We start from the raw sequence: 24,388 nt of genomic DNA, 5'->3' as shown, positions 1-24,388 counted from the left end.
GAGATGAGCACCAATCCGCTGGCCGCGCTCAGCGACGCGGGCGTGTCGATCTGGCTGGACGACCTGTCCCGCGAGCGGCTCAACACCGGCAACCTCGCCGGGTTGATCGCCGACCAGCACGTGGTCGGCGTCACCACCAACCCGACGATCTTCGCCACGGCCCTGTCCAACGGCTCGGTCTACGACGAGCAGGTGCGCGAGCTGGCCGCGCGCGGCGCGGACACCGACGCCGCCGTGCGGGAGATCACCACCACGGACGTGCGCAACGCGTGCGACCTGTTCCGCGACCTCTACACCGCCACCGACGGCGTCGACGGCCGCGTGTCGATCGAGGTCGACCCGCGGCTGGCCAACGACACCGAGGCCACCGTCGCCGAGGCGCTGGACCTGGCCAAGGCCGTGGACCGGCCGAACCTGCTGGTGAAGATCCCCGCCACGGTCGAGGGCCTGCCCGCGATCACCCGGGTGCTCGCCGAGGGCATCAGCGTGAACGTGACGCTGATCTTCTCCGTCGAGCGCTACCGGCTCGTGATGGAGGCGTTCATCGCGGGCCTGGAGCAGGCCAAGGCAGGAGGCCACGACCTGCGCGGCATCCACTCCGTGGCGTCGTTCTTCGTGTCCCGGGTGGACACCGAGATCGACAAGCGGCTCGACGCGCTGGGCACCCCCGAGGCGGCCGCGCTGCGCGGCAAGGCGGCCATCGCGAACGCGGTGCTGGCCTACGCCGCCTACGAGGAGACGTTCACCGGTGAGCGGTGGGAGGCGCTGGCCGCCGAGGGGGCCCGCGCGCAGCGTCCACTGTGGGCGTCCACCGGCGTGAAGGATCCTCAGTACTCCGACACCCGCTACGTCGACCAGCTCGTGGTGGCCGACACGGTCAACACGATGCCGGAGAAGACCCTGCACGCGGTCGCCGATCACGGCAAGATCGAGGGTGACAAGGTCACCGGTCGCGCGGCCGAGGCGCAGGAGGTCTTCGACGGGCTGGTCGGGGTCGGCATCGACCTCGACGACGTGTTCGTCGCGCTGGAGACCGAAGGCGTCGACAAGTTCGAGAAGTCGTGGGCCGAACTGCTCGACACGGTGACCGGACAGCTGAACCAGGCCAAGGGCTGACAGCCGAGAACGGGACAGGACTGACATGACCGAGGTGATCTCCGTGGAGATCGTCCGCACACCCAACCAGAACCAGGTCGACACCGTGATCGGCGACCTGGTCCGGGATTCGGCGCCGAGCAGGCTCACCGCCGGGGACGCCACCCTGTGGGGCCCTGACGCGGAGCCGGAGGCGTCGATCCGCCTGGCGTGGACAACGCTGCACGAGACGTCCCGCCCGCTGGTCGCGGAGATCACCGCGCTGCGCGACGAGCTGCTCGCCGAGGGCGTGGACCGCGTGGTCCTCGCCGGCATGGGCGGCTCGTCGCTCGCGCCCGAGGTGATCACGGGCACCGCGGGCGTGCCGCTGGTGGTGCTCGACACCACCGACCCCGGCCAGGTGGCCGAGGCGCTGGCGGGCGACCTGAAGCGCACGGTGGTGGTGGTGTCGTCCAAGTCGGGCGGCACCGTCGAAACCGACAGCCACCGGCGGATCTTCGAGGCGGCGTTCACCGCGGCGGGCATCGACGCGGCGTCGCGCATCGTCGTGGTGACCGACCCGGGCTCGCCGCTGGAGGCCGCGTCACGGGAAGCCGGCTACCGCAAGGTGTTCCTGGCCGACCCGCACGTCGGCGGCCGCTACTCGGCGCTGACCGCGTTCGGCCTGGTGCCGTCGGGGCTGGCGGGCGCGGACATCGGCGCGCTGCTGGACGAGGCGGCCGCGGCCGCGCCGCTGGTGTCGGCCGACTCGCCGGACAACCCGGCGGTCGTGCTGGCGGCCACGTTCGCGGTGGCGCACGCGCACGGCGCGGAGAAGGTGGTGTTCGCCGACACCGGGTCCGGCATCGCCGGGTTCGGCGACTGGGCCGAGCAGCTCATCGCCGAGTCGACCGGCAAGAACGGCACCGGCCTGCTGCCGGTGGTCGTCGAGGGTCCGGGCGCGCCCGGTTTCGTCGACGCCCGCACGGACGCCACGACCGTCGCGATCGGACCGGCCACCGGCTCGTCCACGCTGTCGGTCGAGGGCACGCTCGGCGCGCAGTTCCTGGTCTGGGAGTACGCGACGGCGCTGGTGGGCCGCGTGCTGGAGATCAACCCGTTCGACCAGCCCGACGTCGAGGCGGCGAAGAAGGCGGCCCGGTCGCTGCTGGACGCGCCCACCGCCGCGTCGGTCGAACCGGCCTTCGTGGACGGTCCGATCGAGGCCTACCCGAGCGAGGGCTGGCTGCCGGCGGACGTGAAGACGGTCGCCGAGGCGTTGCGGGCGCTCGTCGCCGCCGCGCCCGAGCACGGCTACCTGTCCGTGCAGGCGTACCTCGACCGTGTCGACGACGCCTCGTTCGCCCTCGTTCGCCCGGAGTTGGCGCAGCGTTCACACCTGCAGACCACGTTCGGGTGGGGACCGCGGTTCCTGCACTCGACCGGCCAGTACCACAAGGGCGGTCACCAGAACGGCGTGTTCCTCCAGCTGACCGGGGCGTCCGAGCAGGACTTGGACGTGCCGGGCAGGCCCTACGACCTCAGCACGTTGCAGTTGGCCCAGGCGCTGGGTGACGGCCAGGTGCTCGCCGAGCGCGGCCGCCCGGTGCTGCGGCTGCACCTGACCGACCGCGTCGCCGGGCTCGCGCAGCTCGTCGAGGCCATCCAGGAGGACGGTTCGTGAGCGCGCCTACGAAGCGCAACCCGTTGCGGGACCCGCGGGACAAGCGGCTCCCGCGCATCGCCGGCCCCTCGGGCCTGGTGATCTTCGGCGTGACGGGTGACCTGTCGCGCAAGAAGCTCATGCCCGCCATCTACGACCTGGCCAACCGCGGCCTGCTGCCGCCGGGCTTCGCGCTCGTCGGCTTCGCCCGCCGCGACTGGGCCGACCAGGACTTCATGCAGGTCGTGCACGACGCCGTCAAGGAGCACGCGCGCACGCCGTTCCGGCAGGAGGTCTGGAACCAGCTCTCCGAGGGCATCCGGTTCGTGCAGGGCACCTTCGACGACGACGCCGCGTTCGACACGCTCGCCGCGACCCTGTCCGACCTGGACCGCGTCCGCGGCACCGGCGGCAACCACGCGTTCTACCTGTCGGTGCCGCCCAGCGCGTTCACCACGGTGGTCAACCAGCTCAAGCGCGCGGGCCTGGCCACGCCGCCCACCGACCAGCCCGACCAGTGGCGGCGGGTGGTCATCGAGAAGCCGTTCGGCCACGACCTGGCCAGCGCCAGGCAGCTCAACCGGATCGTGAACGAGGTCTTCCCCGAGGAGGCGGTGTTCCGCATCGACCACTACCTCGGCAAGGAGACGGTGCAGAACATCCTGGCGCTGCGCTTCGCCAACCAGCTCTACGAGCCCATCTGGAACGCCAACTACGTCGACCACGTGCAGATCACCATGGCCGAGGACATCGGCCTGGGCGGTCGCGCGGGCTACTACGACGGCATCGGCGCGGCGCGTGACGTGATCCAGAACCACCTGCTCCAGCTCCTCGCGCTGACCGCGATGGAGGAGCCGGTGTCGTTCCGGCCGAGCGACCTGCGCGCGGAGAAGGTCAAGGTGCTCTCCGCGACCCGGGCGATCGGGCCGTTCGACGAGACCACCGCGCGCGGCCAGTACGCCGGCGGCTGGCAGGGCGGGCAGAAGGTGCCCGGCCTGCTGGAGGAGGGCGGGTTCGCCAAGGACTCGGTCACCGAGACCTACGCGGCCATCACGTGCGAGGTGAACACGCGCCGCTGGGCGGGCGTGCCGTTCTACCTGCGCACCGGCAAGCGCCTGGGCCGCCGCGTCACCGAGGTGGCCGTGGTGTTCAAGCGCGCGCCGCACCTGCCGTTCGACGACACCGCCACCGAGGAGCTGGGGCAGAACGCCCTGGTGGTGCGGGTGCAGCCGGACGAGGGCGTGACCATCCGGTTCGGGTCCAAGGTGCCCGGCAACTCGATGGAGGTGCGGGACGTCACGATGGACTTCGGCTACGGCCACGCGTTCACCGAGTCCTCGCCCGAGGCCTACGAGCGGCTGCTGCTGGACGTGCTGCTCGGCGAGCCGTCGCTGTTCCCGAAGAACGACGAGGTCGAGCTGTCCTGGGAGATCCTCGACCCCGTGATCAGGCACTGGAGCGCCACCGGCGCGCCGGAGAAGTACAAGGCAGGCACCTGGGGACCGGCGTCGGCGGACGAGATGCTGGCCCGCACCGGCAGGCACTGGAGGCGTCCGTGATCATCGACCTGCCCTCGACCACCACGTCGCAGGTCAACAGCAAGCTCGTGCGGCTGCGCGAGGAGGGCGGCGCGGTCACCCTCGGCCGGGTGCTGACGCTGGTCATCGTGACCGACGACGGCACCAAGACCGAGGAGGCCATCGACGCGGCCAACGACGCCAGTCGCGAGCACCCCTGCCGGGTGATCGTGGTGGCGCGCGGCGCGCGCAAGGCCGCTCCCCGGCTCGACGCGCAGATCCGCGTCGGCGGCGACGCGGGCGCGTCCGAGGTCGTCGTGCTGCGGCTGTACGGCGAGCTGGCCAACGAAGGCGCTTCGTGCGTCGTGCCGCTGCTGCTGCCGGACACCCCGGTGGTGGCGTGGTGGCCCAACGAGGCGCCCCCCGTGCCCGCGGAGGACCCGATCGGTCAGCTCGCGCAGCGCCGGATCACCGACACGGCGGCGGAGAAGAACCCGATCAGGGCGTTGGAGCAGCGCCGGTCCGGCTACCGGCCCGGCGACACGGACCTGGCGTGGACGCGGCTGACGCTGTGGCGGGCGATGCTCGCGTCGGCGTTCGACCTGCCGCCGTACGAGAAGGTCACCGAGGCCGAGGTGAGCGGGGAGAGCGACTCGCCGTCGACCGACCTGCTGGCCGCGTGGCTCGCCGGGTGCCTGCGGGTGCCGGTGAAGCGGCTGAAGGCCACCAGCGGTGAGGGCATCGTGGACGTGCGGCTGGAGCGCCGGTCCGGCCCGGTGGAGCTGTCGCGCCCGGACGGCAAGGTCGGCGCGCTGACCCAGCCGGGCCAGCCGGAGCGGCGGGTGGCGTTGCAGCGCCGCCAGGTGCGCGACTGCCTGGCCGAGGAGCTGCGCCGGCTCGACCCGGACGAGGTGTACGAGGCGGCGTTGCGGTCGCTGGGCAAGGTCGTGCGCGGCCGGACCCCGGCGAAGCCCGCCCCCGCGACGCGCAAGCCCGCGCGGGCCGCGTCGGGTGCCGCGTCCGGTGCGGCCAAGGCGAAGTCGGACGGCGAGCCCGCGGCGAAGGTCGAGGCGAAGGTCGAGGCCGACGCCGCGGTGGAGGCCAAGGCGTCGACCGACGGCAAGGGGGACGGCAAGCCCGCGAAGGCCCCGGCCAAGACTCCGGCCAAGGCTGCCGCCGCGGCCAAGGCGTCCGGTGCGAAGGCCGCCGCCAAGGCGTCCCCGAAGGCTCCCCGGGCCGCTTCGAAGGCCGCGAAGGCGAAGGCCGGCTCGTGAGCCGTCCCGAAGTGGTGGTGCACCGTGACGGCGACCTGCTGGCCGCCGCCACGGCCGCCCGCCTGGTGACCAGGCTGGTGGACGCGCAGACCGCGCGCGGGTCGGCGTCGCTGGTGTTGACCGGCGGGCGCACCGGCATCGCCGTGCTGGAGCACCTGCGCGCCACGCCCGCCCGGGACGCGGTGGACTGGACCCGGGTCGACCTGTACTGGGGCGACGAGCGGTTCCTGCCCGCCGGGCACCCGGAGCGCAACGAGACCCAGGCGCGGGAGGCCCTGCTCGACCACGTGCCGGTGCCGGCGTCGCGCGTGCACGTGATGGAGCCGTCGGACGGGCGGTTCGGTGACGACCCGGAGGCCGCCGCCGAGGCGTACGCCGACGTCCTCGCCGCCGCCGCGCGCCCCGAGGACCACGGCTCCGTGCCGTCGTTCGACGTGTGCCTGCTCGGGGTCGGGGAGGAGGGGCACGTCGCCTCGATCTTCCCCGAGTCGCCGGCCGTGCGGGAGCAGGAGCGCCGCGTGGTCGCGGTGCGCAACTGCCCCAAGCCGCCGCCGACCAGGGTGAGCCTCACCCTGCCCGCGATCCGCGCGGCGCAGGAGGTGTGGCTGATGACGACGGGTGCGGCGAAGGCCGCCGCCGTCGCCATGGCCCTGACCGGCGCGGGCGAGGCACAACTGCCCGCCGCGGGCGCTCGCGGTCGCCGGCGCACGCTGTGGCTGCTCGACTCGACCGCCGCGGCGAAGGTGCCCGACCTGTTCACCCCGCCGTTGGCCTGACCGCCACCCGGCTCCCGCTGCCGCCGTCCCGTCGTCCGGGACGGCGGCAGTCGGCGTTCCGGGGGTGATGTGGCGCACTCCCGACCGCCTGACACGCACGTTGTCCGCTCACCGGACGTTCGCGCTCGCAATTTTGTCTGCCGCCGGCCGTCCCTTTCGGGTAATCAGAGCATCTCGAAGGGTGATCGGGTGGGAGCGGCGCACGTCGGGGCGGAAAGGCGGGTCATGCCAAGCGTGATGGCAGCGCAGTACGGTGAGGACCGGCGGATGGCTGACACGGGAGGTCGGACCCTGACCGGCGACGCTGTCGAAAGGCTGCCGAGCGGTCGGGTCAACGGCGTTCCGACCGAGCGGGTGCGTCGTGCTGCCCCTCTCGGGGCGCTCGGGCTCGGGGCGCTCGGGCGGGTGGTCGGGTGGCTGTCGGGGCGGTTCTCCTCGCGGCACCGGCGGCTGGCGTTCGACGTGGCGGCCGTCGGGGTCTCGGCGCTGGACGTGTGGCTGCGGGTCGTGCCCGAGGCCGAGCCGTACAACTACGTGCTGTCGGTCATCTCGGTGGCGGCCGTGGCGTGGTGCCGCCGGTTCCCGTTCCTGGTCGTGCTGGTCACCGTGCCCGGGTTCCTGGCCGGGTGGGCGCAGTTGGCGGCGATGATCGCGCTCGGTGTGCTGGCGCGGCAGAAGCTGCTGTCGGCGCCGACCTACACCGGGGCCGCGCTGGTGTGGTTGAGCCGGTTCTTCGTGTGGCCGCCGGACGAGTTCGTGGCGTTGGGCTGGAAGACCCACGTGCACAACGCGATCTACGGGTGCATCGTGGCCGGGATGCCGATCGCGATCGGGTTGCTCGCGCACGCGCGGGAGGAGTTGTCGGCGCGGATCGCCGAGCTGGCCGCGAGCCGGGAGCGGGAGCGGATGCTGCACGCGCACGCGGTGCGGGCCGACGAGCGGGCCAGGTTGGCGCGGGAGATGCACGACGTCGTGTCGCACCAGGTGAGCTTGATCGCGATGCAGGCGGGTGCCCTGCGGATGGCGGCGGCCGACCCGGACGCCAAGCAGGTCGCCGGGACGATCCGGATGTTGAGCACCAGGACGTTGGACGAGCTGCGGCAGCTCGTGAGCGTGCTGCGGACGACCAACGGCGACGACTCGCCCCAGCCTCGCGTCGAGGACCTGGCGCAACTGGTGAGCAGCGCGGGGATCCCGGCGACGCTGACCGTGCGGGGTCCGGTGTCCGACCTGCCCGCCCCGGTGTCGGGCGCGGCGTACCGGGCGGTGCAGGAGGCGTTGACGAACGTGCGCAAGCACGCGGGCGGCGCGCCGACGGCGGTGCTGGTGGTGGCCGACGCCGACCAGCTGCGGGTGGAGGTGCGCAACGAGGCCCCGGTGGGGGCGGTGGACGGTGGGTCGGTGGATGGCGTGACGCTGCCCAGCGGGGGGCACGGCCTGGTGGGGCTGCGGGAGCGGGCGGCGTTGCTGGACGGCGAGCTGGAAGCCGGCCCGACGGACAGCGGCGGCTTCGCGGTCAAGGTAACGTTCCCGCTGGTCAGAACCCTGGAACACTGACCAACCAGGACCACTATCGGGTGATTGTCGAACTCCCATCAACCAAAACGCCGTTATCCTGGACCTCGAACGTCGGTTGAAACAACGAGGACCGCCGACCAACCCCCGAACCCCGCCAACCCCCCGAACCCGCGGGAGCCCGCCAACCGCGAACCCCGCCGACTCCGAACCCGAGGAGCCGCCGACTCGGAGCCCGCCAACCCCAGGAGCCGCCAACCCTCCCGCCAGACCGGAGCCGACAGACCGGAGCCGACAGCCGTGAGCGCGAGTGGAACGCCCCCGGCGCGAGCCGAACGCGATCAACGCGCAGCGGAACGCCGGGCAGCCACGGCCGTGCACACCGCCGCCACCGCACCCAGCCCGCCGCACACGAGCGCCGGCCACAGGTCGGGCGTGTGGCGCAGCAGCACGGACAGCAGCAGCCACACCGCGACCCCCAGCCCGAACCCCAGCGGTGCGGCCATGGCGAACGCGCCGGCCCCGGTGCCCGTCGGACGCCGTCGCAGCGACCGCAGGATCGACTCGAGGTACGCGAGCGCGAACAGCAGCAGCACCGCGCTCCCCGCGCCCATGATGCTGATCAGCGGGTGGGTGGGCGGCTGGAGGGAGTAGTCGGTGGACTTGCCGTCGGCCGTCACCGTGGCCACCGCCGCGCCGCCCACGACCCAGCGGCTCGCGCCCGGGAGTTCGAAGGTCAACGGGGACGTGGTCGGTGGGTCGGGGGACAGGGCGGGGACGTCGGCCAGCGTGATGCCGGCGGCGGTCACGGTGAGGCGCGCGGTGGTCGGGTCGCCCTCGCCGACCGGGACCGGCTTGCTCAGGTCGGCGGCCAGGACCGGCAGGGCGCGGCCCGGCACGGCGAACGGGGTGGCGATCATCAGCGCCGCGGCCAGGGCGGCCGCCGGCGCGAACCACCGGGTGGTGGGCTTCGGCGCGGCCGGCACCTGGGCGGCCGGAACCTGGGCGGCCGGAACCTGGGCGGCCGGAACCTGGGCGGTCAGCACCTGGGCGGCCGGGACGAGGGTGTCCGCGCCCAGCCGCACGGGCGTCGGCGGGGTGTCCGCGAGCGTCGCGCGGACCGGGAGAGCGAGGGTTTCGCGTGCCGCGAAGGCAGCGGGGCCGGCGGCGGGGCGAGTGCTCGCGGCGGCGACCTGCGGGGTCAGGTGGACGGGGGTGCCCAGGCGCAGCAGCCAGTCCCTGCCGAACACCTCGGCCGCCGCGCCGGCCAGGTCCACCGCGAACGTCTCCGCGTTGCGGTACCGGGACTGAGGGTCGCGTTCGATCCCCCGCATGATCACTCGGGCGAGTGGATCCGGTACCTCGGTCAGGGGACGCGGCTGCTGGTAGACGTGACGCTGAATCATCGCCAACGCCCCACCGCCGCTGTCGAACGGCAACCGGCCGCTCAGCAGCTCGTACAGCACCGTCGCCGCCCCGTACACGTCGGCCGCCGGGCTGAGCGGGTTGCCCAACGCCTGCTCCGGCGCGAGGTACGCGGGCGTCCCGAGCACCTGCCCGCCGTGCGTCACCAGCGTCGCGCCCTCGCTCACCACCTGCGAGATCCCGAAATCGGCGACCTTGAGCACCCCGCCGGCGGTGAACAGCAGGTTCTTCGGCTTCACGTCCAGGTGCAGCACCCCGGCCTCGTGCGCGGCGTGCAGACCGGACAGCATCGCCAGGCCGAAAGCACACGACAGCGCCGGCGTGACACCTGAACCGGTGAACTTCGACCACACCGTGCCACCGTCGAGCTTCTCCATCACCAGCAGGTGCTCGCCGCGGTCCTGGACGTAGTCGTACACGGGCACGATGTGCGGGTGGTCCAGCCGAGCCAGCAGCCGCGCCTCGTGCGCGAACCGCGCGCTCATCCGCTCGTCCGACGCCAGCACGCCGGGCAGCCGCTTCACCGCCACCGCCCGCCCCAACGGCCGGTGCACGGCCGCGTACACGACGCCCATGCCGCCGCGCCCCACCTCGGCGCCGATGTCGTACTGCGGCAAGGCCGCGACGACGTTCGCCGACACCGTCACGCCACACCGCCGGGCAACGGCCGCGTGATGCGCTGCGTGCTCTCGGGGTCGGCCGGGTCGACCGGACCGGGTCCCATCGGGTCGCCCGGGAAGTCGTCCGCGTCCGGGTGCGGCGTGAGGTAGCCGAGGGCGAACGCCGCCGCGGCCGCGCCCAGCAGGAACGGGACCTCCGCGGCCGGTGACGGCGCCACGACCCGCAGCACCGACAGCGAGATGACCGCGACGAGCCCGGTGCCGACGCCGGCGGGCAGGAACCGCATCGCCCGCTGCCACCGGTTGGCGGGCAGCCGGCGGCGGGCCAGCGCGATCAACGCGCCCGCCCACGCCAGCAGCGTCAGCCCGAACACGGCCAGCCCGAACACCCCGTACACCGACCACACCGACCCGCGCACGTCCCCGGTCACGCCGATCGACGCGATCACGTCCCGGTTGGTGTCGAGCACCTCGATCTCGGTGGGCAGCAGGCCGGTCGCCTGCGCGCCGAGCTGCCCGAGGTCGAGCACGAACCCGCGGGTGACGCTCTGCTTGGCCGGCACGTCGAACGGCACGGTGGTGTCGTAGGAGAAGAACGTCAGCGCGAGCGCGGTGCCGGACAGCCGGACGGTCTTGATGTGCCGCACCGTGTCCGTTCCGTTGTGGACGGTCACGGAGATCCGGGAGGCGCGGGTCGGGTCGAGCAGCAGCTCGCCCTCGCCGACCTGGGTTCCGTCCACCGCGGCGTCGATGGTGACCGCGTCCCCGGCCGCGCCGGCCGGGGCGACGCCGAGGAAGATCCCGCACAGGAGCAGTAAACCGACGCTGCTCATAATGCGTCTCACAAGGGCACCTCATCGGTGGGTGGCGGACTGGTCCGGGAGTCGGGTATGCGATCGGCAGGAACATTAGCTCTACTCGGTGCCCTGACCTATGCCGTTACGGCGCTCGTAGCGGCACCGGTATCGGCGCAGCAGCAGGGCGTCGCGACCGCGAACCCGGACACCGGTCCGCCGGGGAGCACGTTCACGTTGAGCTGGACCGGCGTGTACCTCGACCCGGACTGCTCCGACTACACCGTCCGGATCATCTGGGACGGCGGCAAGGTGATCGGCAGCGGGCGGCACGCGGGTCGTGGCGCGGGGTCGGGCACGGCGACCGTGCCGTCGGACGCGGGCGTGGGCGCGCACCGGGTCACGGCACGGCCGGTGTGCGCGGCGACGTCGAACCCCACGGACGGCTTCACGGTCACGCCGAGGCCGACCACGACCACCACCGCTGCCCCGGTCACCACGACCACCGCTCCCCTAGTGACCACGACGACCACCACGCGCCCGCCGCTCACCACCACCACGACGTCGTCAACGACCACCACCACGACAACCACGACGACGACCACGACCGACAGCTCCGCACCGACCGCACCCACCACCACGACGCCGTTCGACGGTGACGGGGCCCTGACGCTGGACAAGGACAACATCCAGCCGGGCGACCCGCTGACCGCCACGGGCACGGGCTGCGACCCCGGTTCGCCGGTGCGGCTCAGCTCGCTGGGCGAGAACGTCGGCACGGCCAAGGCGGACGATTCGGGCACGTTCAGCACCCGGGTCGAGTTCACTACGATCCACCCGGGCCGCCACGTGATCCGCGCCGACTGCGGCGTGGTGCTGGTCGGCAGCGTGGACGTGGCGCTGACCAGCTCCACCGGCGGCACGACGTCCACCCTGGTGATCCTGGTGTTCTTCCTGCTGGTCGGCGCGATCCTGGTGCGACGCCAGTTCAGCGGCCTGTTCGCCAAGCGCGCGTGAGACGACGACGGCCCCCGCGGTGATCCCGCGAGGGCCGTCGTGCCGTTGGTTCCCGAGCCGGTCAGGGCTCTTCGCGCTGCTTGCGCAACTTGGTGAGCGCCTCTTCGAGGATCGCCTCACCGTCCGCGTCGGAGCGGCGCTCCTTCACGTACGCCAGGTGCGTCTTGTACGGCTCGTTGCGCGGCGGAGCAGGGGGAGCCTGCTCGTCGCGCCCGGCCGGCAGACCACACCGGGGGCAGTCCCAGTTCTCCGGGATCTCGGCTTCGACCGCGAACGACGGCCGAGACTCGTGCGCGTTCGCGCACCAGTACGACACCCGACGTCGGGGCGCGGACTCGCCGCGCTCCGATTCGCCCATCGGGCCTGCGCCGACGCGGGTACCGCGAATCGCGTTACCACCAGCCATCGACCCTCACACCCCCACCACGTGGTTTTCCCTGTGTCAGCTGACCTTCATCAGCAGCCCGATGCCCACGATGGCGATCACCCAGACCGCACCGACGAACAACGTCAGCCGGTCGAGGTTCTTCTCGACCACGCTGGAACCGGACAGGCTGGACTGCATGCCGCCGCCGAACAACGAGGACAGACCGCCGCCGCGCCCGCGGTGCAACAGCACGAGCAGGATCAGCAGCAGGCTGGAGACGATCAACAGGATCTGCAGGAACAGGATCATTTCTTCCTCGCTGTCAGGCAGGTGACGCCACAGAGTACCCGGTCGACTGCCGACCGTGGACCACCGCGGGTAAGGTGCGTGTCAATCACATCAGGGTAGAGGTCCGCCCGCGGCGAGCGCGCACAGCTTCGCGAACTCGTCCGCGTCCAGGCTCGCTCCACCCACCAGAGCACCGTCGACGTCCTTCTGGGCGATCAGCTCGGCGATGTTGCCGGACTTGACCGAGCCGCCGTAAAGCACCCGAACGGCCGAAGCGACGTCCTCGCCGTACAGCTCGGCGAGCTTCACCCGGATGGCCGCGCACACCTCCTGCGCGTCCGCCGACGAGGCGACCTTGCCGGTGCCGATCGCCCACACCGGCTCGTAGGCCACGACGACGTCGCGCACCTGCTCGGCGGTGAGGCCCTTCAGCCCCGCCACGAGCTGGTCGGTGCAGTGCTCGACGTGCCCGCCCGCCTCGCGCACGTCCACCTGCTCGCCGAGGCAGAAGATGGGCGTGATGCCGTGCTTGAGGGCTGCCTTGACCTTCTTGTTGACGACCGCGTCGTCCTCGTTGTGGTACTCGCGCCGCTCGGAGTGGCCCACGGTGACGTAGGAGCAGCCGAGCTTGGCCAGCATCGGGCCGGACACGTCACCGGTGTAGGCGCCCGAGTCGTGCGGCGACAGGTCCTGCGCGCCGTACTTGAGCAGCAGCTTGTCGCCGTCGACGAGGGTCTGGATGGACCGGATGTCGACGAACGGCGGCAGCACCGCCACCTCGACCTTGGCGAAGTACTTCTCCGGCAGGGAGAAGGCGATCTTCTGCACCAGGGCGATGGCCTCGAGGTGGTTGAGGTTCATCTTCCAGTTGCCCGCGATGAGGGGCTGACGCTGAGCCATCACGCCTCCAGCACAGACACGCCGGGCAGTTCCTTGCCCTCGAGGTACTCCAGGGACGCGCCGCCGCCGGTGGAGATGTGCGAGAACCCGTCCTCGGGCAGGCCCAGCGCGCGCACGGCCGCGGCCGAGTCACCGCCGCCGACCACGGTGAACGCGTCGCTCTTGACCAGCGCCTCGGCCACCGCGCGGGTGCCGCCGGAGAAGGCTTCGAACTCGAACACGCCCATGGGGCCGTTCCAGAACACGGTCTGCGCGTCGGCGAGCTTGGAGGCGAACAGCTCGCGGGTCTTCGGCCCGATGTCCAGGCCCTGCCGGTCGGCGGGGATGGCGTCGGTGGCCACGACCTCGAACTCCGCGTCGGGCGCGAAGTCGACGGCGGCGAGCACGTCGACCGGGAGCACGAGCTCCACGCCGCGCTTCTCGGCCTCGGCGAGGAAGCCGCGGACCTGGTCGAGCTGGTCCTCTTGGAGCAGCGAGCCGCCGACCTCGTGGCCCTGGGCCTTGAGGAAGGTGTAGGCCATGCCGCCGCCGATGAGGAGCCGGTCGACCTTGGTGAGCAGGTTCGCGATGACGCCGAGCTTGTCGGACACCTTCGCGCCGCCGAGCACGACGACGTACGGGCGCTGGGTGTCGTCGGTGAGCTTGCGCAGCACCTCGACCTCGGCCAGCACGAGGCCGCCCGCGTAGTGCGGGAGCTTCTTGGCCACGTCGTAGACCGACGCCTGCTTGCGGTGCACGACGCCGAAGCCGTCGGAGACGAACGCGTCGGCCTTGGCGGCGAGCTCGTCGGCGAGGGCGGCGCGCTCGGCTTCGTCCTTGCTGGTCTCGCGGGCGTCGAAGCGGATGTTCTCCAGCAGCACGACGGTGCCGTCGCCGGCGGTCTCGGTGCCGATCGCGACGTCCTGGCCGAGCAGCTCACCGAGCCGCTTGGCCACGGGGGCGAGGGAGAACTTGGGGTCGGGCTCGCCCTTGGGGCGGCCCAGGTGGGCGGCGACCAGGACGCGGGCGCCCGCGTCCACTAGCGCCTTGATGGTCGGCACCGACGCGCGGACGCGGCCGTCGTCGGTGATCCGGTCGCCGTCGAGGGGGACGTTCAGGTCGGCGCGCACGAGGACGCGCCGACCCGAGACACCCTCGCTGAGCAGATCGTCGAGAGTCTTCACAGCGAGTGATCCGCCTGTTCGGTCAGAGCTTGCTGGCGACGAGGTTGACCAGGTCGGCGAGGCGGTTGGAGTAGCCCCACTCGTTGTCGTACCAGCCGACGACCTTGACCTGGTTGCCGATGACCTTGGTCAGCGGCGCGTCGTAGATGCACGACGCCGGGTCGGTGACGATGTCGGCCGACACGATCGGGTCGGTGTTGTAGCGCAGGTAGCCCTTCAGCGGGCCGTCCGCGGCGGCCTTGTAGGCGGCGTTGACCTCGTCCACGGTGACCTCGCGGCCCACGGTGACGGTCAGGTCGGTGGCCGAGCCGGTGGGCACGGGCACGCGCAGCGCGTAGCCGTCGAGCTTGCCCTTGAGCTCGGGCAGGACCAGGCCGATCGCCTTCGCGGCACCGGTGCTGGTGGGCACGATGTTCAGCGCGGCGGCACGGGCGCGGCGCAGGTCCTTGTGCGGCGCGTCCTGCAGGTTCTGGTCCTGGGTGTAGGCGTGGATCGTGGTCATGAGGCCACGCTCGATGGTGAAGCTGTCGTGCAGCACCTTGGCCAGCGGGGCCAGGCAGTTCGTGGTGCACGAGGCGTTGGAGATGACGGTCTGCGAACCGTCGTACTGGTCGTCGTTCGCGCCGAGCACCACGGTGAGGTCCTCACCCTTGGCCGGGGCGGAGATGATGACCTTCTTCGCGCCACCCTCGTCGACGTGCTTGCGCGCGGCCGAGGCGTCGGTGAAGAAGCCGGTCGACTCCACGACGACGTCGACGCCGAGGTCCTTCCAGGGCAGCTTGCCCGGGTCGCGCTCGGCCAGGGCCTTGATGACCTTGCCGTCGACCGCGATGCCCTCGTCGGTCACGGTCACCTCGCCGTCGAGACGGCCGAGGATGGAGTCGTACTTGAGCAGGTGGGCCATGGTGTTGACGTCACCGAGGTCGTTGAAGGCGACGATCTCGATGTCGTGCCCGCTGGCCTGAACGGCGCGCCAGAAGTTGCGACCGATGCGGCCGAAACCATTGACACCTACGCGAACCGTCACGGTGAGTCTCCTCGGTACTCGACTGGCGTTGTCCGCCAGGGGCGTGCAGTCATGGGCTGACCAGGCAGCCGAGAGTCAGCCTAGCCTCCGGCCTGCGTCCCTGGTCACGTGGACCACCAGCATCTCTTTATCGAACAAGAAAATCCAGCTTGACCGGCTTGTTACTTGGCGGTAACTCGGTCACGCGGCTTCGTGACCCCGGAGTGCGGCCGCATGCCACCTCGACGCCGAGCCCGCCCACCGCCAGCGTATGACGCCGCGTACCGGGGTGCAGGGCGCGTGGGGTGTTACTCAGCGTGACGTTCTGAGCGTTGAACTCGGGGGTTCTGAGCGTAGGACTCTCGCGTTCTGAACGTAGGACTCGCGCACGGACGGGTTAAGCTGCGCCGCTTTTTCCCTCGAGCCGTGGGTGGTGGGCAGTGGCGCTGGTGACCGACGAACCGCCGCTCGCGCCCGCCCGGGTCGCGAGCAGGCCCGCCGTCCGGGCCGACATCCAGGGGTTGCGCGCGCTGGCCGTGGGGCTGGTGGTCGTCTACCACCTGCGCCCCGGGTGGCTGCCCGGCGGGTTCGTCGGCGTCGACGTGTTCTTCGTGATCTCCGGCTTCCTGATCATCGGCACGCTCACCGGCGAGATCCGGCGCACCGGGCGGGTCGGGCTGCTCGACTTCTACGCGCGGCGGATCCGCAGGCTCCTGCCGGCGGCCACGGTCGTGCTGCTGGCGGTCACGGCGGCGGTGTTCGCGGTGCTGCCGCAGTCCCGCCGGCCGGGTGTGCTGCGGGAGGTGGTGTTCTCGGCCGCCAACGCGCAGAACTGGCTGCTGGCCGTGCTGTCGAACGACTACGCGCACGCGGGCGTCGGCGCGTCGCCCGTGCAGCACTTCTGGTCGCTGGCCGTCGAGGAGCAGTTCTACCTGGTCATCCCGGTGGTGCTGCTCGCCTCGGCCGTGCCGGCGGCCCGGCGGGGTGGCGGTCCGGTGCGGTACGCGGCGGTGGCGGTCGGCGTGATCACGGTCGCGTCGTTCGCGTTCTCGGTCTGGTACACGCCGGTGGACCCGGGCGCGGCCTACTTCGTGACGCCGACGCGGATGTGGCAGTTGGGCGTCGGCGGCCTGGCCGCGATGGCACTGCACCGGCTGCGGCCCGGCCGGGTGGCACGCCTGCTGCTGGGCTGGGGCGGGCTGGCCGCGGTGCTGGTGAGCGCGTTCCGGTTCACCACCGGCATGGCGTTCCCGGGCTGGGTCGCGGCGCTGCCGACCGCCGGGGCCGCCGCGATGCTCCTCGCTGGGGAGGAGTCGCTGGCCCGCGTGCTCGGCCTGCGGCCGCTGACCTACGTCGGCGACATCTCCTACAGCCTGTACCTGTGGCACTGGCCGGTCATCGTGTTCGTGCTGGAGGTGACCGGGCGCGACTCCCTGGCCCGACCCGAGGCGCTGGCCGCCGCCGCGGCGAGCCTGGTGCTGGCGGCGTTGTCCAAGCACTTCGTGGAGGACCCGTTCCGACGCCGCAAGCCCGACCGCAGGCGCACGACCTACGGGCTGGGCGTGGCGATGGTCGCGGTGAGCGTCGCGGTCGCGGCGGGCGGCTGGGCGGCGGCCGAGTCGACGTTGGCGGCGTTGCGCGGCCGGTCGGTGATCGACGCCGACCACCCCGGCGCGCTGGCCCTCGACCCGAACCGCCCGCTGCCCGTGCCCGCCGGCGTCCCGCTCGCGCCCGTGCCCGCCGTGGCCGCGGAGGACTGGCCGCACGACGACTGCACCACCCGTGACCTGGGCGACGGGCTCGCGTCGTGCGTGATCGGCAACCCGGACGCCGCCAAGACCCTGGTCGTCGTCGGCGACTCGCACGCCGCGCAGTTCAGCACCGCGCTGGCCGAGTTCGCCCGCCGCGACGGCGACCAGTGGCAGGTGCACCTGATGGTGCGCAACGGCTGCCCGTTCTCGGCCGTGCCGCCGTCGGAGGCGGGCACGCCGCTGACGGAGTGCTCCGAGGAGAACCTCAAGAAGCTGGACCACATCCGCGACCTGAAACCCGACCTGGTGCTCACCGCCGCGATGTCGCGGCAGTCCTACCTGAAGGACCTCGAGTGGACGTGGGAGTCGACGGCCCGCATGGTCGACGGCTACCGGACCGTGCTCGGCGCGTTGGCCGACGCGGCCATCCCGGTCGCGGTGATCCGCGCACTGCCCCGGCCGGGACGCCCGGTCCTGCCCTGCCTGGAACGGCACCCCGACCGGCCGAGCGAGTGCGACACGCCCCGATCGACGGCCGTCGGCTCGTCGGCCGACCCGCTGGCCGTCGCCGCGACCGGGCTGCCGGGCGTGCGGGTGGTCGACCTGACCGACTGGATCTGCCGCGCCGACACCTGCCCGGCGGTGGTCGGCAACGTGGTGGTCTTCCGGGACAACCACCTCACCGCCACCTACGTCAGGTCGTTGGTCGACCCGCTCGTCGTCGCCCTCGGGCTGCGCTGACCGGGGATCAGACCTCGGCGTCGAGCATGTCCGCCGTCACGGCGGACTCGGTGTCGGGCATGCCCAGCTCCTTCGCCCGCTTGTCCGCCATCGCCAGCAGGCGGCGGATGCGGCCCGCGACGGCGTCCTTGGTCATCTGCGGGTCGGAGAGCTGGCCCAGTTCCTCCAGGGACGCCTGGCGGTGGGCCAGGCGCAGCGCGCCCGCGGCGGCCAGGTGGTCCGGGGCCTCGGCGCCCAGGATCTCCAGCGCGCGCTGGACCCGGGCGGCGGCGGCGACGGCGGCGCGGGCCGAGCGGCGCAGGTTGGCGTCGTCGAAGTTGGCCAGGCGGTTGGCCGTGGCGCGCACCTCGCGGCGCATCCGGCGCTCCTCCCAGGCCAACACGCTGTCGTGCGCGCCGAGCCTGGTCAGCATCGCGCCGATCGCGTCGCCGTCCCTTATCACCACGCGCTCCGCGCCGCGCACCTCGCGCGACTTGGAGCCGATGCCCATCCGCCGCGCCGCGCCGACCAGCGCCAGCGCCGCCTCCGGGCCCGGGCAGGTCACCTCCATCGACGACGACCGGCCCGGCTCGGTCAGCGAGCCGTGCGCCAGGAACGCGCCGCGCCACGCCGCTTCGGCGTCGCACACCCCGCCCGACACAACCGGGGCGGGCAGGCCGCGCACCGGGCGGCCGCGCGGGTCCAGCAGGCCCGTCTGCCGGGCAAGGCCCTCGCCGTCCTTCACCACGCGCACCACGAACCGGGTGCCCTTGCGCAGGCCGCTCGAGGTGATGGTGAACACGTCCGACTGGTGGCCGTACAGCTCGTGGATCTCCCGCCGCAGCCGCCGGGCCGTGGAGCCCAGGTCCAGCTCCGCCTCCACGACCACCCGGCCGCCGACGATGTGCAGGCCGCCCGCGAACCGCAGGAGCGAGGCCACCTCCGCGCGGCGGCAGCAGGTCTTGGAGACGGCCAGCCTGCTCAGCTCGTCCTTCACCGCCGACGTCATCGCCACGGCGCCTCGCCTCCCCTGCTCGTCCGGTCTTCCTGGAGGGTTGTACTCGACGCCCCGCCGGTCCCGTCACCAGGGCCGGCCAACGCCCGGGTGATGCTCGACGCGAGCGCGGCCGGGTCGTGCCGGTCCGGCGCGCCGGCCACGGCGATCGGCGCGAGGTGCGCCGCAGCGCCGAGAGCTGCGGCGGCCCTGCGCAGCCGGTCCGGCACGGGCACCGCGTCGACGTCCGCGATCACCGCGTCGACCCGCAGCGCGGGCGCGTGCTCGCACAGCACGTCCAGGTGCAGCTCCGGCGAGAAGCCGTCGGTTTCCCCCGGTTGGGGGACGAGGTTGAGCACCACGACCTTCCGCGCCGACGTGCGCACCAGGGCGTCGTGCAGCTCGGGCACGAGCAGGTGCGGCAGCACGCTGGTGAACCACGAGCCGGGCCCGAGCACCACCACGTCCGCCGCCAGCACCGCCTCGACGGCCTGCGCGCAGCCGCGCGGCGCCTCCCCCGGACCGCCGGGCCCGTAGAGCCGGATCCGCTGCACGCGCCCCGGCGTGGTGGCGATCGCGACCTGGCCGCGGATGCGGCGCACCACGTCGGCGTCGTCGTCCAGCCCCGTCACGTCGGCCTCGATGGACAGCGGCTCGGTGCACATCGGCAGCACGCGCCCGCGCACGCCCAGCAGCCTGCCCGCCTCCCGCAGCACGGCGACCGGGTCGCCCAGCTGCTCCAGCAGGCCCGCCAGCACGAGGTTGCCCACCGCGTGCCCGGCCAGCGCGCCCGTGCCGCCGAACCGGTGCTGGAACAGCGTCGACCACAACGCGCTGGAGGGGTCGGACCCGGCCAGCGCCACCATCGCCTTGCGCAGGTCACCGGGCGGCAGCAGGCCCAGCTCGCGGCGCAACCGCCCCGACGAGCCGCCGTCGTCCGCGACCGTCACCACGGCCGTCACGTCGTCGGTCACCCCGCGCAGGGCGGTGAGCGTGGCGTGCAGCCCGTGCCCACCGCCCAGCGCTACCGCTGTGAAGCTCACTCGCGTCCCAGGTCCCGGTGCACGACCTTGACGGCCATGCCGTCCTCGCTGGCCAGCCGGCCCGCCAGCTCCTCGGAGATGGCCACGCTGCGGTGCTTGCCGCCGGTGCAGCCGACCGCCAGCGTCAGGTACCGCTTGCCCTCGCGCCGGTAGCCCGCGCCGATCAGCCGCAGCAGCTCGTGGTAGCGGTCCAGGAACTCCTCCGCGCCCTCCTGCGTGAGCACGTAGTTGCGCACGTCGCCGTCCAGGCCGGTCTGCTCGCGCAGCTCCGGGATCCAGAACGGGTTCGGCAGGAACCGCACGTCCATCACCAGGTCGGCGTCCATCGGCAGGCCGTACTTGTAGCCGAACGACAGCACCGTGACGCGGGTGCGGGTGGCCGACTCGGTGCCGAACGTGTCCTCGATCTTGGCCCGCAGCTGGTGCACCGACAGCGCCGAGGTGTCCAGCACCAGGTCGGCCTCCTCGCGCAACGGCGTGAGCAGGATCCGCTCGGCCTCGATGCCGTCGGCCAGCCGTCCGTCGGCCTGCAACGGGTGGCCGCGCCGCACCGACTCGAACCGCCGGATCAGCACGTCGTCGGTGGCCTCCAGGAACAGCACCTTCGGCTTGTAGCCGCGCGCGTCCAGGTCCTTGATGACCGCCGCCAGGTCCTCGGTGAACGCGCGGCTGCGCACGTCCATCACCACCGCGACCCTGGTGATCGCCCCCCTGGCCTGGGCGCCCAGCTCCACCATGGTCGCGATCAGCTCGGGCGGCAGGTTGTCCACCACGAACCAGCCCAGGTCCTCCAGGCACTTCGCGGCCGTGCTGCGGCCAGCCCCGGACAGGCCCGTCACCACCGCGACTTCGATGCCGGACTTCTCGCCGGCCGGTGCGCTCACGTTCGCTCCCCTTCGGTACCGGCCGTGCTCAACGTCGCGTGCACGGCCTCCGCGGTGCGCCGGCCCACTCCGGGCACCACGCTGATCTCCTCGACGCTCGCCTCGCGCAGCTTCTTCAGCGAGCCGAAGTGCTTCAGCAGCGCGGCCTTGCGCGTCTGCCCCAGGCCCGGCACCTCGTCCAGCGCCGAGGTCGTCATCCGCTTGGACCGCTTCTGCCGGTGGTAGGCGATGGCGAACCGGTGCGCCTCGTCGCGCACGCGTTGCAGCAGGTAGAGGGCCTCACTGGTGCGGGGCAGGATCACCGGGTCGGGTTCGCCGGGCACCCACACCTCCTCCAGCCGCTTCGCCAGGCCGACCACCGCCACGTCGGTGATGCCGAGTTCCGCCAAGACGTCGGAGGCTACCTGCGCCTGGGCCGCTCCGCCGTCCACGACCAGCAGGTTCGGCGCGTAGGCGAACTTGCGCGGCTTGCCCGTCTCCGGGTCGATGCCCGGGGTCGCGCCGCCGTCGGCCTTGGTGTCGCGCAGGTAGGCCTGGAACCGGCGGCGGACCACCTCGGCGATCGAGCCGACGTCGCCCTGCTCCGCGCCCTCGCGCACGGCGAACCGGCGGTACTCGGACTTGCGGGCCAGGCCGTCCTCGAACACCACCAGCGACGCCACCACGTCCGTGCCCTGCACGTGGCTGATGTCCGTGCACTCGATGCGCAGCGGCGCGGTGTCCAGCCCCAACGCCTCCTGCAGCTCCTGCAACGCCGCCGACCGGGCCGTCAGGTCGCCCGCGCGCCGCAGCTTGTGCTGCTGGAACGCCTCCTTGGCGTTGCGCTCCACGGTCTCCATCAACGCCCGCTTGTCACCCCGCTGGGGCACCCGCAGCGCCACCTTGCCGCCGCGCAGGTCCGACAGCCACTTCTCGACCGCCTCGGCGTCGTCGGGCAGCTCCGGCACCAGCACCTCGCGCGGCACCGGGGCCGACTCCACCCCGCTGGCCCGGGCCGACTCGACCTGCTCGCCGTAGAACTGGGTGACGAACTGGTCCACCAGGCCCGTCACGCCGGTCTCGTCGACCTTGTCGACCACCCAGCCGCGCTGGCCGCGGACCCGGCCGCCGCGCACGTGGAAGACCTGGACCGACACCTCCAGGTCGTCCTGCGCGAACGCGACCACGTCGGCGTCCGTGCCGTCACCGAGGACGACGGCCTGCTTCTCCAACGCGCGCTTGAGCGCGGCCTGGTCGTCCCGCAGGCGCGCGGCCTTCTCGAACTCCAGCTCCTGCGCGGCGGCGGTCATCTCGCGTTCCAGCCGGCGCACCATGGAGTCGGTCCGGCCCGCGAGGAAGTCGCAGAAGTCCTCCACGATGTCGCGGTGCTCGTCCGCGCTGACCCGGCCGACGCACGGCGCGGAGCACTTGTCGATGTAGCCCAGCAGGCAGGGGCGGCCGATCTGGCCGTGGCGCTTGAACACCCCCGCCGAGCAGGTGCGCGCCGGGAAGACCCGCAGCAGCAGGTCCAGCGTCTCGCGGATCGCCCACGCGTGGGCGTACGGGCCGAAGTAGCGCACGCCCTTGCGGCGCGGGCCGCGGTAGACGTGCAGGCGGGGGAACTCCTCGTGCAACGTCACCGCGAGGACCGGGTAGGACTTGTCGTCGCGGTAGCGGACGTTGAACCGCGGGTCGAACTCCTTGATCCAGTTGTACTCGAGCTGGAGCGCCTCGACCTCGGTGCCGACGACGGTCCACTCGACGCTCGCGGCGGTGGTCACCATCTGCCGGGTGCGCGGGTGCAGGCCGGCGATGTCGGCGAAGTAGGAGTTGAGGCGTTGGCGCAGGCTCTTGGCCTTGCCGACGTACACCACGCGGCCGCCGGCGTCGCGGAACTTGTACACGCCGGGGGCTTCGGGGATGGTGCCTGTCGCAGGGCGATAGGTCGACGGATCGGCCACGCCGCCAAGCCTACGTGCGGGCACCGACAGCCCTGTCGACGTGGTCCCGGCCGGGGGGCGGCCCGACCGGGCGACCTCGCTCCGACGGTCAGGCGGGCACGACCTGGCCGGCCTCCACCTTCACCGGGACCTCCTTCAACCCCGTGGTGGCCGGGCCCTTGGTCACCGCGCCGTCCGCGGCGTTGAACGTGCTGCCGTGGTTCGGGCACGTGATCACGCCGTTCTGCGGCGGCGACACCGCCGTCCCCTGGTGGGGGCACGTGGCGTCGTAGGCCTTGACCGTCTCGCCGGTCCGCACGAGCACCAGCGGCCTGCTGTCGGCCGGGTTGCCCGCGATCAGGCCGCCGCCGTCGGGCACGTCGGCCAGGGCCGCGATGATCGGCGGGCCGGCGGGGGTGGTGCCGCCGGCCGCGGTCGTGCCGCCGCCGGTGGTGCCGGTGCCGCTCGGGGTCGACCCGCTGCTGCACGCGGCCAGGCCGCCCGGCACCGCCAGCGCGACGAGCACGCCGCACAGCACCGAGCGACGGGACAGCCCTGTCTTCTCCGTTGAACTCAACGCAGGTCCTCCGCTACGTGGTGGGTGGTCGTTCGGCCACACAGGCAATACGACACCACGTGAAGCGAGGTTCAACACACCAGCCCTTGGGACGGGTTTTTCAGGAAAGCACCACGTCCGGCCCGGACACCGTCACCGCGACTTCCGCCAGCCCCCGCGGTGACGGGCCGGACAGCACCGCCCCGGTCGCCGGGTCGAACGCGGAGCGGTGCGTGGGACAGCTGATCGTGCCGCCCGCGGGCGGGTTCACTGTCGTGCCCTGGTGCGGACAGGCCGGGTTGAACGCCCGCACCTCCGACTCCGACGGCCTGACCAGCAACAACTGGCCGTCGCCGCCGATGTCGACCAGCGCGCCGGAGCCCACCGGGACGTCCGCGAGGCCGGCCACGCGGTCACCCGGTCGGGCGGAACCGACACCCGGCCGGCGGGTCGGCCCGGCACCCGTGCCGCACGCGGTCACGGTTGCCCCGGCCGTCAGGGCGAGCAGTCCGCACAGCAGCGTCCGTCGGTCCACCCGCCCATCTTCGCCTACCGGTCCTTGGCCACCGCCGTGCGGGCCAGCGCCAGCACCGCCGTGAACGGCGGGAACCAGTGCCGCGAGTGCGACGGCGGGTTCGCCCACCTCAGCGACCCGTAGCGGGTCATCGTCGGTGGGAGCGCGATGCGCTGCGGCGAGCGGACGAACTGGACCTCGGCGGGCGCCTTCAGGTGCGTGGGCAGCAGGGCGACCAGCTCGGCGAGGAAGATCCAGTGCTCCCGCGGGCCGGGGATCACGGTGACGGGGCCGGCGAGCATCCGGGCCTTGAGGTCGGCCAGGACGCGCGAGCCGATGCGGGCCGGCATGGCCAGGGCGGTGGTGGCGGGGCCGAGCGGCAGGAAGACGCCCTGCTCGGTCACGGACACCTTCCAGCCCAGCAGCCGGTAGCCCGCGATCGCCTCACCGAGCGCCTGCTGGTGCGCGCGGTCGCGTGGCCCGAACCGCGGGCCGTTGTCTGCGGTGGTGGCGGCGGTGATGCTCATCGGCGGGAGTCCCTCCCCGGTCGGGTGGAGTGGGCGGTGCGCGCGGGCCGCGGGGTCGACCCGGCACTGGCACACCACGCA

The 24,388-nt window shown here is 72.7% G+C and carries 22 protein-coding genes; 8 read left to right on the top strand and 14 right to left on the bottom strand.

Features of this window, described 5'->3' with window-relative positions; translation table 11 throughout:
* The first annotated feature begins 3 nt into the window (after positions 1–3).
* From tal to LZG04_RS08815, 6 genes are all read left to right on the top strand, one after another.
* A complete protein-coding gene (tal, locus tag LZG04_RS08840) occupies positions 4–1,116 on the top strand; it encodes a transaldolase (RefSeq protein WP_233815074.1) in 1,113 nt (370 codons plus the stop codon).
* 25 nt (positions 1,117–1,141) lie between these two features.
* Entirely contained in the window at positions 1,142–2,758 is a 1,617-nt protein-coding gene (locus LZG04_RS08835) for a glucose-6-phosphate isomerase (protein WP_233815072.1), read from the top strand.
* Entirely contained in the window at positions 2,755–4,296 is a 1,542-nt protein-coding gene (zwf, locus tag LZG04_RS08830; RefSeq protein ID WP_233815070.1) for a glucose-6-phosphate dehydrogenase, read from the top strand. The genes LZG04_RS08835 and zwf overlap by 4 nt, the downstream gene beginning before the upstream one ends.
* A complete protein-coding gene (opcA, locus tag LZG04_RS08825) occupies positions 4,293–5,528 on the top strand; it encodes a glucose-6-phosphate dehydrogenase assembly protein OpcA (protein WP_233815068.1) in 1,236 nt (411 codons plus the stop codon). The genes zwf and opcA overlap by 4 nt, the downstream gene beginning before the upstream one ends.
* Positions 5,525–6,304, top strand: coding sequence for a 6-phosphogluconolactonase (gene pgl / locus LZG04_RS08820; protein ID WP_233815066.1), 780 nt, complete (start codon positions 5,525–5,527; stop codon positions 6,302–6,304). The genes opcA and pgl overlap by 4 nt, the downstream gene beginning before the upstream one ends.
* A 267-nt stretch (positions 6,305–6,571) precedes the next feature.
* A complete protein-coding gene (locus tag LZG04_RS08815; protein ID WP_233815064.1) occupies positions 6,572–7,861 on the top strand; it encodes a sensor histidine kinase in 1,290 nt (429 codons plus the stop codon).
* A 299-nt stretch (positions 7,862–8,160) separates the two neighbouring features.
* On the opposite strand, the gene LZG04_RS08810 is transcribed toward LZG04_RS08815, so the two are convergent.
* Both LZG04_RS08810 and LZG04_RS08805 read right to left on the bottom strand, forming a co-directional pair.
* Positions 8,161–9,891, bottom strand: coding sequence for a serine/threonine-protein kinase (locus LZG04_RS08810; RefSeq protein WP_233815062.1), 1,731 nt, complete (start codon positions 9,889–9,891; stop codon positions 8,161–8,163).
* A complete protein-coding gene (locus LZG04_RS08805; RefSeq protein WP_233815060.1) occupies positions 9,888–10,709 on the bottom strand; it encodes a hypothetical protein in 822 nt (273 codons plus the stop codon). The genes LZG04_RS08810 and LZG04_RS08805 overlap by 4 nt, the downstream gene beginning before the upstream one ends.
* A 186-nt stretch (positions 10,710–10,895) precedes the next feature.
* Here LZG04_RS08805 and LZG04_RS08800 point away from each other — a divergent pair, with 186 nt between their 5' ends.
* The gene (locus LZG04_RS08800) at positions 10,896–11,675 is read left to right on the top strand and encodes a hypothetical protein (protein ID WP_233815058.1); all 780 of its coding nucleotides are present in this window, start codon (positions 10,896–10,898) and stop codon (positions 11,673–11,675) included.
* Positions 11,676–11,736: 61 nt separating this feature from the next.
* Here LZG04_RS08800 and LZG04_RS08795 read toward each other — a convergent pair whose 3' ends face one another.
* The 5 genes from LZG04_RS08795 to gap form a co-directional block, all read right to left on the bottom strand.
* Positions 11,737–12,081: an RNA polymerase-binding protein RbpA gene (locus LZG04_RS08795; RefSeq protein ID WP_015103628.1), complete on the bottom strand. Its 345-nt coding sequence runs from the start codon at positions 12,079–12,081 to the stop codon at positions 11,737–11,739.
* A gap of 36 nt (positions 12,082–12,117) precedes the next feature.
* Positions 12,118–12,351 (bottom strand): preprotein translocase subunit SecG, encoded by a 234-nt coding sequence (secG, locus tag LZG04_RS08790; protein ID WP_077005759.1) that lies wholly within the window; start codon positions 12,349–12,351, stop codon positions 12,118–12,120.
* Positions 12,352–12,441: 90 nt separating this feature from the next.
* A complete protein-coding gene (tpiA, locus tag LZG04_RS08785) occupies positions 12,442–13,230 on the bottom strand; it encodes a triose-phosphate isomerase (protein WP_233815056.1) in 789 nt (262 codons plus the stop codon).
* On the bottom strand, positions 13,230–14,393 hold the full coding sequence (gene pgk, locus LZG04_RS08780; RefSeq protein ID WP_233815054.1) for a phosphoglycerate kinase: 1,164 nt from the start codon (positions 14,391–14,393) through the stop codon (positions 13,230–13,232). Before pgk ends, tpiA begins: the two co-directional genes overlap by 1 nt.
* Before the next feature lie 22 nt (positions 14,394–14,415).
* On the bottom strand, positions 14,416–15,420 hold the full coding sequence (gene gap, locus LZG04_RS08775; protein WP_073894620.1) for a type I glyceraldehyde-3-phosphate dehydrogenase: 1,005 nt from the start codon (positions 15,418–15,420) through the stop codon (positions 14,416–14,418).
* A gap of 428 nt (positions 15,421–15,848) precedes the next feature.
* Here gap and LZG04_RS08770 point away from each other — a divergent pair, with 428 nt between their 5' ends.
* Positions 15,849–17,891 (top strand): acyltransferase family protein, encoded by a 2,043-nt coding sequence (locus LZG04_RS08770; protein ID WP_233815052.1) that lies wholly within the window; start codon positions 15,849–15,851, stop codon positions 17,889–17,891.
* 7 nt (positions 17,892–17,898) lie between these two features.
* Here LZG04_RS08770 and whiA read toward each other — a convergent pair whose 3' ends face one another.
* The 7 genes from whiA to LZG04_RS08735 all read right to left on the bottom strand — a co-directional run bounded on the left by whiA (position 17,899) and on the right by LZG04_RS08735 (position 24,307).
* Positions 17,899–18,885, bottom strand: a complete 987-nt coding sequence (gene whiA / locus LZG04_RS08765) for a DNA-binding protein WhiA (RefSeq protein ID WP_053721404.1) — start codon at positions 18,883–18,885, stop codon at positions 17,899–17,901.
* Positions 18,876–19,907 (bottom strand): uridine diphosphate-N-acetylglucosamine-binding protein YvcK, encoded by a 1,032-nt coding sequence (gene yvcK / locus LZG04_RS08760; RefSeq protein ID WP_233815050.1) that lies wholly within the window; start codon positions 19,905–19,907, stop codon positions 18,876–18,878. Before yvcK ends, whiA begins: the two co-directional genes overlap by 10 nt.
* On the bottom strand, positions 19,904–20,761 hold the full coding sequence (gene rapZ / locus LZG04_RS08755) for an RNase adapter RapZ (RefSeq protein ID WP_170232487.1): 858 nt from the start codon (positions 20,759–20,761) through the stop codon (positions 19,904–19,906). Before rapZ ends, yvcK begins: the two co-directional genes overlap by 4 nt.
* A 26-nt stretch (positions 20,762–20,787) precedes the next feature.
* Positions 20,788–22,731, bottom strand: coding sequence for an excinuclease ABC subunit UvrC (uvrC, locus tag LZG04_RS08750; protein ID WP_233815048.1), 1,944 nt, complete (start codon positions 22,729–22,731; stop codon positions 20,788–20,790).
* An 88-nt stretch (positions 22,732–22,819) separates the two neighbouring features.
* Positions 22,820–23,287 carry a Rieske (2Fe-2S) protein gene (locus tag LZG04_RS08745; RefSeq protein ID WP_233815046.1) on the bottom strand — a complete coding sequence of 156 codons (468 nt, stop codon included), beginning with the start codon at positions 23,285–23,287 and terminating at the stop codon, positions 22,820–22,822.
* Positions 23,288–23,387: 100 nt separating this feature from the next.
* Positions 23,388–23,801, bottom strand: a complete 414-nt coding sequence (locus LZG04_RS08740; protein ID WP_233815044.1) for a Rieske (2Fe-2S) protein — start codon at positions 23,799–23,801, stop codon at positions 23,388–23,390.
* Between the two features lie 14 nt (positions 23,802–23,815).
* Positions 23,816–24,307: a hypothetical protein gene (locus tag LZG04_RS08735; protein WP_233815042.1), complete on the bottom strand. Its 492-nt coding sequence runs from the start codon at positions 24,305–24,307 to the stop codon at positions 23,816–23,818.
* Positions 24,308–24,388 lie beyond the last annotated feature (81 nt).

This window comes from Saccharothrix sp. S26 (assembly GCF_021390395.1).
Classification (GTDB): Bacteria; Actinomycetota; Actinomycetes; order Mycobacteriales; family Pseudonocardiaceae; genus Actinosynnema.
Note: the sequence above shows the minus strand (reverse complement) of the source record. Positions and strands in the feature narration are given on the sequence as shown.